Raw genomic sequence first — 13,318 nt, 5'->3', positions numbered from 1 at the left:
GTTTGACAAAATCGTAGTTAACCAATATGTGTTTAGAAATCCTTTATAGAAATAAAAGAAAATCATTGAACAAAAAAACCTCCTTAACTAATTAAATTTCCACTTTAGTAAGGAGGTCAAACAATATTTTTAATAATAAAAATTGACTCAATGTAAAAAGTATATCTTAATTACCTTTTTGAAGGTACAACCCCTGTTTTCTCAACAACCATCGGCCAGCTTAATTTTAATCTTCGACAAATGGTTGTACTTAAAACAAGGCCTTTTTTCTTCAACAAATCATAATCCCTTTGGTTCGTTGAACCGATCCGAAGTAATTCCTTTTTTAAATCTCTAAGGGTTTCTTCATTTGATTTCAAGAAAACCATCCCCTAAAAAAAGTATTTACTTTGTTGTATTTTTTACTGCTTCAATAACCTGGGAGGTTGTTTGCATAGTTAAAACTTCTTCTGCAAGCTTTTCCATGTCCGATTTTTTCAAGTTACGTATGAGTGAACGAGCTTTTAAAATAGAAGTGGCGCTCATTGAAAATTCATTAAGGCCAAGGCCAAGAAGTATTGGAATGGCCGTTTCATCTCCTGCCATTTCTCCACACATTCCAGCCCATTTACCTTCAGCATGTGCTGCATCAATCACCATTTTCACTAATCGTAAAATCGATGGACTATACGGCTGATAAAGATAGGCAACCCTTTGGTTCATCCGATCTGCTGCCATTGTATATTGAATCAAGTCATTCGTACCGATACTAAAGAAATCCACTTCTTTTGCGAATTGATCTGCTAAGATGGCAGTTGAAGGAATTTCAACCATAATACCAAGTTCAATCTGCCCAGCTACTTGTAATCCTTCAAAAACAAGCTTTTGCTTTTCTTCGTCCAAAATAGCTTTAGCAGAACGGAATTCATCGAGTGTCGCAATCATCGGGAACATGATTTTTAAATTGCCATAACGGCTGGCCCGCAGCAAGGCACGAAGCTGAGTGCGAAAAATATCTTGTTCTTCTAAGCATAGCCGAATGGCACGGAACCCTAAAAATGGATTCATTTCTTCGGGTAAATCTAAATATGGAAGTTCTTTATCCCCTCCGATATCAAGTGTCCGAACGACTACAGGCTTTCCATTCATTCCTTCTAGTACAGCCTTGTATGCTTCGAACTGTTCTTCTTCTGTTGGAAGCTGATCTCTGCCCATATAAAGGAATTCAGTTCGATAAAGTCCTACACCTTCCCCACCATTTTCCATAACCCCTTTTAAATCATTCGGTGTACCAATGTTAGCCGCTAATTCAACGTGGTGGCCATCAACAGAAACTGTTTTTTCGTTCACAAGTTTTGCCCATTCCGCTTTTTGGATTTCATATGCTTCAGCTATTTTACGGAAATGCTCTACCACTTCAGGTGTTGGGTTAATATGAACTTCACCCTTTAAGCCATCCACAACTACTAGATCGCCATGGTTAATTTCCTCTGTTGCTGTTTTTGTACCAACAACAGCAGGAATTTCCATTGAACGGGCCATTATCGCTGAATGTGATGTACGTCCACCGATGTTCGTCGTAAATCCTTTTACAAATTGTCGATTTAATTGTGCTGTATCAGACGGTGTTAAATCCTCTGCCACAATGATAACTTCTTCACAAATCATTCCAGGATTCATGATTTGAACACCTAATAAATGCGAGAGAACTCGTTTTGTCACATCACGAATATCTGCAGCACGTTCTCTCATATATTCATTATCCATCTGTTCAAACATCACAATGAACATATCTGCCGTTTCACTAAGGGCAGACTCTGCATTCACTTTCTCAGTATGGATCTTATCTATAATCGGACCGGTTAATTCAGGATCATTTAAAACAAGAAGATGTGCTTCAAAAATGGCCGCTTTATCTGCACCAAGGTCCACTGTGGCTCTATCACGAATGGCTTCAAGCTCTGAATTTGCTTTCTTCACTGCAGTAAAGAAACGTTCTACTTCTGTATCAGTATGATCAATCGTTTTCTTTTCAAAAGATAAATCTAATTCAACGAGACGGTAGGCATTTGCAATGGCAATCCCATTAGAAGCAGCAATTCCATGTAAGAAGCTCATTATTCAGCCAAACCTTTCGTTGTTAAGATTTCTTCGAGGCTTCTTAATGCCTCTTCCTCATCACTGCCTTCTGCAGAAATGCTGATTACTGCCCCTTGGCCAATACCTAAAGACATAACACCCATGATCGATTTTAAGTTCACACTTTTCCCTTTGTATTCCATATTAATTCCAGAATCAAATTTACTTGCAGTTTGAACTAAAAGTGTTGCCGGTCTTGCATGAATTCCTGATTCTTCAATTATTTTAAATTGTTTCTCTACCATCGTTAAATCTAACTCCTTTAAAAATATATGTAAGGTAAATCAAAACTTGGCTACTCTGTAAGGTTTAAAACGGTTACTTTCTCCCGTGTCATTGATTCGATACTCTTACGAATTCCTTGAACTCCTATTCCCGATCCTTTTATACCGATAAACGGAAAATGATCTGGACCGCGCTCGGTACGACCATTAATTTGCACAGATCCGGCTTCCATTTTATTCGCAATCGCAAACGCTTTGTTCACATCTTTTGTAAAAATACTTGCCTGGAGGCCATATTCAGATTCATTTGCAAGTTTAATGGCCTCTTCATCAGATGAAACGCGAATGATTGGCAATACAGGTCCAAACGGTTCCTCCCAGGCCACACGCATTTCGCCTGTAACATAATCAAGTAGAGTTGGATGAATCAAATTACGTTCCCTTTTGTTTCCAATTACCACCTCTGCCCCATGACCAAGAGCATCAGCAATCAAAATTTGAATAAAATCGGCGGATTTCTTATCAATTAAAGGGACAATGGTGCAGCCATCTTCTGGAGAACCCACAGTCAATCTTTCCACTTCTTCTTGTAATAATCCCACAAGCTCATCGGCTACGTTTTCATTTACAAGGACACGTTTAATCGCTGTACAGCGTTGACCGGAATAAGAGAACGCACCGCTGATGATTTGTTTAGCTGCTTCTTTCAAATCGGCATCTTCACAGACGATACCGGGATCTTTTCCCCCTAGCTCAAGGACAAGAGGAACCATGGCTGATCTCTTGGCTAATCTAACGCCTGTTTGAGTCCCGCCAGTAAATGAAATCATATTAATTCCCTTATATTCGACTAAGTAATCACCGATCACAGAACCTTTTCCTGTAACAAGGTTGACTAGTCCTTTTGGTAACCCTGTTTCGTCAAGGGCTTCAATCATTTTTGTACCGCTGATAGCACCTTGTGTCGCAGGTTTAAAAATAACCGCGTTTCCTGCCATTAAGGCCGGGGCTATTTTTGCTGCAGCTAGGTTTACCGGGTAATTAAAGGGAGAAATCGCTAATACTACCCCTATTGGCACGCGGTCAACAATGGCAATTTTATTTTTAGACCCGCCTGGAAAACTTTCGCCCTTCATGCTTTCTCCATGCATATGCAGGGCTTCTTCAATGGTGTAACGGATAAAATCCGCTGTGCGGCTAACTTCACTTTTTGCATCTTTAAAGCTTTTGCCTACTTCTTTCATAATCATTTCTGCGATTTCTTCTTGCCTGCTAACTAATTCATCTGCCCATTTATATAAGTAGCTTGCACGTTGTTGAAGTGAGAACTCTGCCCATAATTTTTGCGCCTCATGAGCCGAATAAATCGCTTCATCCACCTCTTCTTTTGTGATTGCTTGAACTTTTCCAATTACTTCCGAAAGATAAGGTGACATGATGTTAATGGTTTCGCCCGAAAGGCTTTCTTTCCATTCTCCGTTACTATAAAACTTGTAAGATGATAAGTTTAATACGTTTGTCCCCAAAAAAATTCCTCCTTGAAAATAAATTGTAAATGAACTAAAAATCAGATGAATATTCTAAAGGGACATTTTATGTCCCTAGAGGACATAAAATGTCCCGGATGGGTCAAAAAAATTAATCCTGTTCCTGATACTTTTTTTATTCTAGCAAGTCTTCATTTTTTTCACAAGGACTTTTTCTATATTTCTAAATATTTTCTATTTTCATTTACCTAACTACATGAGTTAATTTCATAAATGTTTTATGAATTTGTGAAAGAAATATATAAAATTAAAATAACCAAAAAAAGTAGCAGAATCTCTCCGCTACTTTTTTATTAAAAATCCATATCTATTACTTCTTCAATAGTTCCTGTAACCTGATCACTTTCGACCAATTGACCTTCTTTCAAATCGTTCTCTTCTTTAGCCTGTTCCAAAGCGGGCTTTGTGGTATTTGGATTAGCAGGTTCGACAGGACGAAAACTAAGTTCATTTTTAAGTAAGTGAATCTCACTTAACAACTCGCTGCGCAGAGATTTTACCAACGTTTGGAATTGATCCTTATCTAATTTTTCCTCACCAAGTTTCGTTACAAAATCCCGTAATTCATTTGTTTGAACGGACCTCACCCCAATATGATCAACTTCGAGACGGGAAGCAAATTCTTGTTTAAGTGAATTGATCTTCCCTAAAAACTCTTCACGAAGTGCATCTATGGTCTCTTCTTTTTCCACTTTCTTCATATCCTGCTCAACTAGTTTCGTTATATACTCCTCCAGTTCATTTGCCTGTGCTTTTTGCTCAAGAAATGTATACACCTTTGAAGAGATCTTCGAAGTTTTTAAAGTCAACCCTACAGGTTCGTTTTTACTTCCTGATTCCATATTCATCAATCTGAACACATCCGTTTGGAGATTAGCAGCCGTTAAAAAAAAGGTTGATAAAGCATAGAATGGTGCAAACATCCGTTCACCCAGTGACGAATCCATATTGGCCAATCCGAATGCGGTCTTATCACCAAGAAGATGATCTTTGTTGCTCATACGTTCTTCTCCCCTTCTTAGGCGAAAACTACGTTGGTTTCATGCCTGCTTAAAATTTCTAAACCATATAAATTTAGTTTTCTTGAATCAGGTTGGAATAGATGATTTTGTTCTCTTATTTCGACGCCATACCTTTTCTCAATCGATTCTTCGATGAATTGTTTAAGGATTCCAGCTATTCCACCTATATAAATATATTTATAGACTTTATCTTTAGGGGATGGGAAGGTGTTTTCAATTTTTGTTAATAATATCTGCGTGTACTCCCTTAATGACTCATGGATTTGCTCTGTAAGATCCACTTTTTTCCCGCTATTTCCATCGCGTTGCTCCATTTTTGTTTTCTCTATTGTCTTGATAATGAATTCTTCTAGTGAGCGAACATCCTCAAAGTACTCTAGTAACTTTTCATTTCTCAGTTTTTCAATGTGTTTTAAGTATGAAATATCAGCGAAGCAGTTCAATGAATCCCTGCTTTTAGGAGATTGAAGACCTGCTTGGAGCAAGGCAAGATCAACGGTCCCTCCACCTAAATCGACAATTAGGGTTTCATAGTTTTTAAATGAATTTGCTTCCTCACGATCCTGTAAATCAAAATCTTTTTTAATGGCCCAACGAGCAACTTCGCTTTCAATTCGGCATTTGCTTGTTTCAACGTGAATGGTTACAACTCTTTCTAACCCTGGAGTTAGAATCGCTACCTGATGCTCTCCTTTAAATCGGCTTGCCATTTTATTTTGCATATCACTGAACTTGTTCGTTTTCTTAAGTAACCAAATGGGAAGCATGGTTGAAAAATAATTAATGTTTACTCTACTATCTTCTTGGCCGTTTCCTTTTAAAACATTGTAATAGGCAACTGACGCCAGGAACATTACGTAAGGAATCTCAGATTCTGTTTTATCATGAAGTTTGTTAATGTGAATATTTCCTAAAACTTGTTTTTCCGCTGAATCGCCTACTAGATAATATTTCTCTACACCGTCTATCGTGGTTGAAATGAGCATATTCTGAAGAAGGGATTGGGGATCATTAAAAGTAGTCGGGTAGTGGCCGTCTGCTTTTTCCTTGGTTATTTCTACTACATTGGTAGGAATCTCAAAGTAATAACCATCCACAAGGGTTTGAAAGATTGAATTACCAAAATCGACATTTTGACGTTTTATATCCATTATTTCTCCTCTTTTCATGCTTTTTCCTGATAATAAGTATATATTCTTCTTCTCTTTTTGTCTAAATATGTTAACAATTTTTTAGATTATGATAGTTTAGTATTCCACATTATTCTGTAATTCAAACTTAGTAAACTCAGTTTCTAATTTTCTAGCCTTGCATGTATATAAAAAAAGACTGCAGGTGCGGAAACACCATACAGTCTTATGCAATTACCTTTGCCATTTTGCAAGGCTAATCTATTTTTAAACCCATTGAATGGAGCCAAACTCACCATGCGGATGGCTTTGTAATTTAAATTTCCTATACTCATATTCTAATTTCGCTAGTGGCAGCTTATAAAGCTGTTGATCTTCTTTGTTATATACGTTTAAAAAAATTAGTTTATTGATAAGTTTATTTCGCTTTTTATCATCGTTTTTTCTCATCATAAACACTCCTTCGGTTTTACATAAAATAAAACTTTTCTTGAAAACAACAACTTTAAATTCGGTCTGATTAATTTTTTATTAGATTAATTGTATTATAAACTCATAATTCCTATCTGTAAAGTATGAATTAAAAAAATTAATGAAGGAACCCACATAATAACAGTGCCTGGCACCACCCGAAAAATCTTGTTCCACATAAAAGTTCCACACGCCAATGAGCGAATTTATTCATAAAATGAAAAACCGCACGGGTAAAAATTCCCGTAAGGAAAAGTAGGTATTATGCCTTTTCAGTCCCAGCCTAAATTGGTACTAATAGAACAGTTCTGCTCATATTTTTATTAAAGAAAACAATTGAAGGAGTGGAAAGTTAGGTGATAAAAGTTAAAGTTCGTTTACGACCCGTTGTTAGTAAGATTAATTTACCCACTGTTTTGAGAACAACTATACTTCCTGGTGACTCAATTGAGAGATTATTTATTGCAACCCAGGTAGGTGAGATCTTTTACATAGACAATGGAGTTGTACGGACTTTTTTAGATATTCGCCCGCGAATCATAAAACTAGGCGGTTCTGGTGGTGGTTATGATGAACGGGGGTTGCTGGGGCTGGCGTTTCATCCCCAATTTTATCATAACGGTTTATTTTATCTTCATTATTCAGTAGCTGGAACACAAGGTCCAGGTGCACTTTCTGAACATTTTAGTCCTGACCCGTGTGATCCCAAAACATTAAACCAGAGATGGATAAATAGAGAAACACAATATGATCATATTGATACAGTGGAAGAATGGATTTTGCAGTCGAATGGCCACTCTCAAAAACGACGAACATTGCTTAACTTAAGAAGACCCTTTATGAATCATAATGGTGTCAATAGCTTAAATTTTTCACCTGAAACAGGAAAACTTGTTTTAACAACCGGAGATGGCGGATCAGGCTATGATCCGTTTAATGTAAGTCAAGATAATTTAGAAATAACCGGAAAAATTATTGAAATTGACGTAGTAAAGAATACTTTTATCGATAATCCACCTGTAGTCACACGTTTTGATGAACTTCCGGTTCCTATTCAGGAAACACTTACGGTTATAGCCAAAGGGGTTCGCAATATAACCGGCATTTCATTTCAAAGGTTTTATAATCAGTATATTAAATATGTGGGAAATGTCGGACAGGATTTGGTAGAATCCATTTTTTCATTCGTTCATTATAACCCAATACCAGTTACTCAGCTTGTTCAAGCTTCTTTAAGAAACACCGAACCTGACCAAGAAGGATTTATTAACTTTGGCTGGCGAGGGTGGGAAGGTGCTTTTCCTACTTCGATTATATGGGGCTGCTCCGAAAATCCGGCTTTGGATGAGAAAACGATTGCTTATTTTCATGAAGCAGTAAACACTTCAGTGAGGCGTCTTCCTCCAATAACTAGTTATTATCATAAAGATCAAAGGCCCGATAAGTTTGGAGGAACTTCCCTTACTGGAGTGCAAGCCTATATGGGGAATGAAATCCCTGGGTTAACGGGAAGCGTTGTGTTTACCGATCTTGCGAGAAATGAGGAATCTCGCCCTCCGGTTAAAGGAGTTTTAGCCTATACCAGGGTTAGAACAGATGGCAAACTAAATGACTTCAGTGTGATTGAAACGGATTATAATTTTGGACCTCAATCCGCTTATTACGTTAGTTTGGGAACGAATCTGGATCAAACCAGACTATATTTAGGGGTATTTGGCTCTATGAAGGTGACTGATTTTAACCAGGGGACAGTTTTTGAAATTGTTCCGTAATTCATGAATTCGAGTTATGAACTCGTGCCGAGTCACTTCAAGGCACAAATATTCATTAAACAAAAAAACCGCACGAGTAAAAATCCACCGTACGAGTTAATATGTATTATTAGCATCAAAATTGGCGGGACTGCGTGGGAATCGAACCCACCAGACCTGGCACGCAGGTCTCATGCGGTTTTGAAGACCGTGGAGGACACCAGTACCCCATTCAGCCCCGTAAAGTAAGGACGAATATTATTATACTAATAAAACCAACATGCTTACAATACTTTTCACCAAATCGTAAAGTTATACCGGTTTACTTGTCTTCTTTCCTTCAAACAGACTATAATAAGATGAAAAAATGTTTTTTTGTAGGTGAAGAAAATGCTTCATGGTTGGTTTTTATGGTTTATTTTATTTTGGGTTGTGTTCCTGATTACTTCGTTTGGAATTGGCGGATTCTTTATGTTCCGTAAGTTTTTGAAAAAGATGCCGAAAGAAGACGGTAAATCCGTAATGGACTGGGAAGAATACTATGTGAACGAATCCCGTCACCTGTGGGGCGACGAAGAGAAAATCCTTCTTGAAGATTTGGTAAGTCCAGTTCCCGAATTGTTCCGTGATGTGGCTCGTCATAAAATTGCCGGTAAAATTGGAGAAATTGCTTTAAAAGAAAATGCTCCGAAAATTACCGAGGAATTAGTGATTCGCGGTTATATCCAGGCTACTCCGAAAAGGGATCATAAATTTTTACGTAAAAAACTTTTTGAAAATAGAATTGATGTGGCTCCCTATGAGCATTTGTTCTAAACCGTCCAGAAATGTTGACGGTTTTTATTTTTGTCTCTTTTTTAACCCTTATTACGCTACTCCTAAAACAAAAACACCGATCCCCAACAGGACCAGTGTTCACCGTACTACTTTTTCGTCAAATGGAGCTCCCTATAAAGCTTCTTATAGTCCACATACATGGCAATTCGCCATGGCAAAAGCATACTAAATGCAAGCAGGAAGAACATTCCGCTTAATTGGAACGGATCAATAGTTGAGCTTAGTACTGATTTTAAAGCAATCCTTATAACCAACAGACCCACTAAGATAAAAATAAAAGCCTTTGAACGTTTTAAATAAATATCGTTATCTCGAATTTCGAACTTCGAGGTTTTAATTAGAAAAATGGAAAATAGAGCTCCTACAACCACTGCCTCAACGATTTCCCATCCAGTCAGCCTAAACTTGGGAACCACGTACATTAACGCTCCTGTCGCCATGAAAAAGGGAGGTAATATAATTTTTCTTGCATTTGTCGGTTTTTTTGCCGCTTTAAGACGGACGAACATGACCATAATCGCCATAAATGCAGCACCGATTGAAGAGATAACAACCGTGTTCATAGGATATTCATTCCTTATCTACATATTTTTCTTACTCATTATATATCAAAAATTTATGTTAGAAAAAGATATTTGCAACTTATTAATCAGATTTTAATCCCATTTTAAAAAAATCAAAGCAACGCATCCACAAATTGGAAAATGAAAAACCATTTCGGGAAAACCCCTGAAATGGTTGTCTATTTTAAAGCCCGATTGAGTGCTTCCATCACGCGGCAATCGTCGAATGGTTTAACAATAAAATCTTTTGCCCCTGCCTCAATGGCCTCCATAATAATTTTTTGCTGTCCCATTGCTGAGCACATAATCACCTTTGCCTCTGGAAAATCCCGGCGAATAACTTTAATCGCTTCAAGTCCGCTCATTTCCGGCATGGTTATATCCATTGTAACCATATCGGGTTTCAATTCTTTGAAAAGCTGGATCGCTTCCATTCCGTTTTCTGCTTCCCCGACAACAACGTGGTCTGTTTTATTTAAAATCGCCTTTAAGGTATTTCTCATTAAACTTTTATCATCCACTATCAATATTCTTGCCAATTCACTTCCCCCACTATGGATGCAAAACGAGCATCTTCGAATAAAAAATTATCCATTTATGAGTCTATTATATTTGAAAACAAAGAATATTTACAGGATTTTCAAGTTGTTTTAAATTAAAAACCACTAAAGCCGCCAAATAAGCTTTGGAAAACAGTAATAATTTTTGTCATCCAGTCGAAGAAGAGAATAATCCCCATGACAATCATGATATAGCCTCCAATTTTTACAATCTTCTGACTATATTTCTTGATCCATTTCATCCTTCCGACAAAGAAGGAGAGAATAAAAAATGGAATCGCAAATCCAAGAGAATACGCAGTCATATATAAGACACCAGAACCCGGGTTTGAGGTTGCTAAAAGGATAACAGAAGAAAGAATGGGTCCGGTACATGGTGTCCAGCCAGCCGCAAAGGCCATTCCAATTAATATGGATCCAATATAACCGGATGGACGATTTTTAAATTCGAATTTACGATCTTTCATCAAGAATTCTGGGCTTAAGATCCCCACAATCATCAAACCAAAGAAAATAATAAATATTCCACCCAACTGGCGAATAAGATCTTTATATTCTCGGAAAAAACTCCCAACAAAGGAGGTTCCAAATCCAATGGCAATAAAGATGCACGAAAAACCAATGAGGAAAAATAATGTGTGTAGCATACTACGCCTCTGAAGCATCGCATTTTCACTTTTCAGTTCCCCTACTGACATTCCAGTAATATACGATAAAAATGCCGGATACAAGGGAAGACAGCAAGGTGAGATAAAGCTAAGAAATCCCGCACCTAATGCTAGAAAAATATTTACATCAGACATATAAACACTCCCAATATAGTCGATACCTATTTCATTCTAACAAAACTTTAGCCTAAAAGATAATCATTACCATGAATATTTTGTGACTATCGCTCATTTCTTTCCCCAATTAGAAAATACTCTCATACCTCCAATAATATCCCTTGTAATAATGGATATTTTTTTACAAATCCCTTTGAATTTATTCCCACAATAGGTTATACTAGTAAAACAAATTAATAGTTTTAGATAATTCATTCTTCGAACAAACACTTTAGGAGTTTTCCGGAAAGGACATCGGCCGTGATCAAACAAGAACTAATCGCATTAATCGAAAAAAAGCGAGCTGAATTAATTCAAGTCGCGATCACCAACGGCTTGAGTTCCTCCGTTGCTATACGCTACAGCCAGGAGCTTGATCATTTACTAAATGAATATAATCGAACTTATATAAAAAAAACTCACCAATTAGTGAGTCAATAAGAGAGCCTGGCAAGCAAACTGCCAGGCTCTTTCTTATTCATTTATCGCATTTTCATAGCGTTCCATCACACCATTCTGTAGCAAGAACATTTTATGATAAAGTCCTTCCTGGGAGAGTAGTTCTTGATGGGTTCCACGCTCGACAATTTCCCCTTGATGGAGGACTAGGATAAGGTCCGCATCCTGGATTGTTGATAAGCGATGGGCAATGGCAATCGTTGTCCTCCCTTTGCGCATTTTTGCCAGGGCAGTTTGAATCGCCTCTTCTGTTTCTGTATCAATATTAGCGGTTGCTTCATCCAATACAAGTATCTTCGGGTTCGCTGCAATCGTTCGCGCGAACGCAATCAATTGTCTTTGACCACTAGAAAAAGTAGACCCCCTCTCCACCACTTTATGATCATATCCATCTTCCATCTTTTCAATAAAACCATGAGCTTGAACAAACTTGGCCGCTTCCACTACTTGTTCGTTCGTTAATTCCGTATTATGCAAACGGATATTATCCTTGACGGTCCCATAAAACAAAAACGGATCCTGCAAAACAAGCCCCAGCTTCTCCCTTAAAACTTCTTTCGAAAACTCACGAATTGATACTCCATCTATTAGAATATCACCACGCTCATATTCATAAAAACGCATCAATAAATTAATAATCGAACTTTTCCCACTTCCAGTATGTCCGACAAGGGCTACTGTTTCCCCCGGGTTTGCCGTAAACGATATATCCTTTAGCACATCCCGCTCCCCATCATAGGAAAAGCTTAAATGTTTAAACTCAATTCTTCCAGCTTCAATTTTCAGCGACTTTTCTTCTTGCTGGGCAGGTGCCAGCTCTTCTTCATCCAGCAATTTAAATACACGGCCCCCGGCAACAATTGCCTGCTGGTACAAGGACAGGCGCATCATCATTTGATTCACCGGCTCAAAGAAACGGTCCAAGTAACTGATAAACGCATATAGGACACCAATCTCAACTGTATGCTGTAAGGAAGTAATACCAAAATAACTTAATACAATGATTAACCCAAAGACATAAATCAGATCAATGGCCGGTCTTAATAAAAGCCCATCCACTTTGATGTTTTTCATTCCTGCTAGATAATGCTGTTCATTGATATCCGCAAACTCTTTCCGGAGTCTTTTTTCCTGACGAAACATTTGGATAATTGACATTCCTGATAGTGATTCACTCAACTTTGCATTCAATTGGCTTAAACGTTCACGCATATCTGTATAAAAGCGGGAGCTGTATTTTCGGTAGAGGTTCATGACCAGCAACACAATTGGGATGATGACCACACAAAGAAGAGCAAGCTTTACATTTAAGATAAACATCGCGATAAAAATTCCAATCAGCAAAAATCCACTTTGAATAAACGTGGCCAAGACCGTCACAAACATGTCTTTTATCGCTTCAGTATCATTGGTCACCCTTGAAACGATACTCCCTGCCGGTGTTTGATCAAAATAACGTAACCCCAAGGCCTGAACCTTAGAAAACACATCAATCCGTAACTGTTGGATGATTTTTAAGGCAATTTCTTGGAACTTAACTAATTGAAAAAACATCAAGATGGCTTTGATGATTTGGATTCCCATATACACCGAACCTAATATCAGTAAAGGCTTAAATGTTAATTTCCCAGGTGTTAAATAATCATCGATAAATATTTTCACGAGAATCGGACCGACGATATCTCCTATCGTGGTGAGCAAAAGCAATAGGAACCCCCAACTCAGTGCTTTTTTATGTGGTTTTGTATAAGAGAGCAGCCGAAACAAGATTTTTTTATCTGTTGTTTTGTTCATAAAAGCTGCTTTTTCCAT

14 protein-coding genes and 1 tRNA gene are annotated in these 13,318 nt (G+C 37.7%); 3 read left to right on the top strand and 12 right to left on the bottom strand.

What is annotated here, in order from left to right; all coding sequences use genetic code 11:
* Positions 1-170 precede the first annotated feature (170 nt).
* The 7 genes from M028_RS0117485 to M028_RS0117455 form a co-directional block, all read right to left on the bottom strand.
* Positions 171-359, bottom strand: a complete 189-nt coding sequence (locus M028_RS0117485) for a hypothetical protein (protein WP_026575007.1) — start codon at positions 357-359, stop codon at positions 171-173.
* A 25-nt stretch (positions 360-384) separates the two neighbouring features.
* A complete protein-coding gene (gene ptsP / locus M028_RS0117480) occupies positions 385-2,097 on the bottom strand; it encodes a phosphoenolpyruvate--protein phosphotransferase (protein WP_026575006.1) in 1,713 nt (570 codons plus the stop codon).
* Positions 2,097-2,363, bottom strand: coding sequence for a phosphocarrier protein HPr (locus tag M028_RS0117475; protein WP_026575005.1), 267 nt, complete (start codon positions 2,361-2,363; stop codon positions 2,097-2,099). The genes ptsP and M028_RS0117475 overlap by 1 nt, the downstream gene beginning before the upstream one ends.
* A gap of 50 nt (positions 2,364-2,413) precedes the next feature.
* Positions 2,414-3,868 carry an NADP-dependent glyceraldehyde-3-phosphate dehydrogenase gene (locus M028_RS0117470; protein WP_026575004.1) on the bottom strand — a complete coding sequence of 485 codons (1,455 nt, stop codon included), beginning with the start codon at positions 3,866-3,868 and terminating at the stop codon, positions 2,414-2,416.
* Between the two features lie 314 nt (positions 3,869-4,182).
* Complete coding sequence (locus M028_RS0117465) at positions 4,183-4,890, bottom strand: hypothetical protein (RefSeq protein ID WP_026575003.1); 708 nt, start codon at positions 4,888-4,890, stop codon at positions 4,183-4,185.
* Between the two features lie 17 nt (positions 4,891-4,907).
* Positions 4,908-6,062: a ParM/StbA family protein gene (locus M028_RS0117460; protein ID WP_026575002.1), complete on the bottom strand. Its 1,155-nt coding sequence runs from the start codon at positions 6,060-6,062 to the stop codon at positions 4,908-4,910.
* A 246-nt stretch (positions 6,063-6,308) separates the two neighbouring features.
* Positions 6,309-6,494, bottom strand: coding sequence for a Fur-regulated basic protein FbpA (locus M028_RS0117455; RefSeq protein WP_026575001.1), 186 nt, complete (start codon positions 6,492-6,494; stop codon positions 6,309-6,311).
* Positions 6,495-6,868: 374 nt separating this feature from the next.
* Between M028_RS0117455 and M028_RS0117450 the strand changes: the two genes are divergently transcribed.
* Positions 6,869-8,284 (top strand): PQQ-dependent sugar dehydrogenase, encoded by a 1,416-nt coding sequence (locus M028_RS0117450; RefSeq protein ID WP_026575000.1) that lies wholly within the window; start codon positions 6,869-6,871, stop codon positions 8,282-8,284.
* Between the two features lie 122 nt (positions 8,285-8,406).
* Here the strand turns inward: M028_RS0117450 and M028_RS32890 are convergent.
* Positions 8,407-8,503: transfer RNA gene (locus tag M028_RS32890), tRNA-Sec, on the bottom strand.
* Positions 8,504-8,653: 150 nt separating this feature from the next.
* Between M028_RS32890 and M028_RS0117445 the strand changes: the two genes are divergently transcribed.
* Positions 8,654-9,079, top strand: a complete 426-nt coding sequence (locus tag M028_RS0117445; protein WP_026574999.1) for a DUF2621 domain-containing protein — start codon at positions 8,654-8,656, stop codon at positions 9,077-9,079.
* A 107-nt stretch (positions 9,080-9,186) separates the two neighbouring features.
* On the opposite strand, the gene M028_RS0117440 is transcribed toward M028_RS0117445, so the two are convergent.
* The 3 genes from M028_RS0117440 to M028_RS0117430 all read right to left on the bottom strand — a co-directional run bounded on the left by M028_RS0117440 (position 9,187) and on the right by M028_RS0117430 (position 11,026).
* A complete protein-coding gene (locus tag M028_RS0117440; RefSeq protein ID WP_026574998.1) occupies positions 9,187-9,663 on the bottom strand; it encodes a CcdC family protein in 477 nt (158 codons plus the stop codon).
* A 179-nt stretch (positions 9,664-9,842) separates the two neighbouring features.
* On the bottom strand, positions 9,843-10,202 hold the full coding sequence (locus M028_RS0117435) for a response regulator (RefSeq protein ID WP_026574997.1): 360 nt from the start codon (positions 10,200-10,202) through the stop codon (positions 9,843-9,845).
* Between the two features lie 116 nt (positions 10,203-10,318).
* Positions 10,319-11,026, bottom strand: coding sequence for a cytochrome c biogenesis CcdA family protein (locus tag M028_RS0117430; RefSeq protein WP_026574996.1), 708 nt, complete (start codon positions 11,024-11,026; stop codon positions 10,319-10,321).
* Positions 11,027-11,308: 282 nt separating this feature from the next.
* Here M028_RS0117430 and M028_RS32180 point away from each other — a divergent pair, with 282 nt between their 5' ends.
* Positions 11,309-11,488 carry an aspartyl-phosphate phosphatase Spo0E family protein gene (locus tag M028_RS32180; protein ID WP_081810772.1) on the top strand — a complete coding sequence of 60 codons (180 nt, stop codon included), beginning with the start codon at positions 11,309-11,311 and terminating at the stop codon, positions 11,486-11,488.
* 33 nt (positions 11,489-11,521) lie between these two features.
* On the opposite strand, the gene M028_RS0117425 is transcribed toward M028_RS32180, so the two are convergent.
* On the bottom strand, positions 11,522-13,318 hold the full coding sequence (locus tag M028_RS0117425; RefSeq protein WP_026574995.1) for an ABC transporter ATP-binding protein: 1,797 nt from the start codon (positions 13,316-13,318) through the stop codon (positions 11,522-11,524).

Origin of the sequence: Bacillus sp. UNC438CL73TsuS30 (assembly GCF_000482325.1) — a bacterium.
Taxonomy (GTDB): Bacteria; Bacillota; Bacilli; order Bacillales; family Cytobacillaceae; genus Neobacillus.
The sequence above is the reverse complement of the archived record's forward strand: the minus strand, read 5'-3'. Positions and strand labels throughout refer to the sequence as shown.

Excerpts from the sequence above, each read along its gene's own strand:
- M028_RS0117460 (WP_026575002.1), bottom strand. The coding sequence starts at position 6,062 with ATGGATATAAAACGTCAAAATGTCGATTTTGGTAATTCAATCTTTCAA.
- M028_RS0117445 (WP_026574999.1), top strand. The coding sequence starts at position 8,654 with ATGCTTCATGGTTGGTTTTTATGGTTTATTTTATTTTGGGTTGTGTTC.
- M028_RS0117475 (WP_026575005.1), bottom strand. The coding sequence starts at position 2,363 with ATGGTAGAGAAACAATTTAAAATAATTGAAGAATCAGGAATTCATGCA.
- ptsP (WP_026575006.1), bottom strand. The coding sequence starts at position 2,097 with ATGAGCTTCTTACATGGAATTGCTGCTTCTAATGGGATTGCCATTGCA.
- M028_RS0117455 (WP_026575001.1), bottom strand. The coding sequence starts at position 6,494 with ATGATGAGAAAAAACGATGATAAAAAGCGAAATAAACTTATCAATAAA.
- M028_RS0117465 (WP_026575003.1), bottom strand. The coding sequence starts at position 4,890 with ATGAGCAACAAAGATCATCTTCTTGGTGATAAGACCGCATTCGGATTG.
- M028_RS0117430 (WP_026574996.1), bottom strand. The coding sequence starts at position 11,026 with ATGTCTGATGTAAATATTTTTCTAGCATTAGGTGCGGGATTTCTTAGC.
- M028_RS0117425 (WP_026574995.1), bottom strand. The coding sequence starts at position 13,318 with ATGGAAAAAGCAGCTTTTATGAACAAAACAACAGATAAAAAAATCTTG.
- M028_RS0117440 (WP_026574998.1), bottom strand. The coding sequence starts at position 9,663 with ATGAACACGGTTGTTATCTCTTCAATCGGTGCTGCATTTATGGCGATT.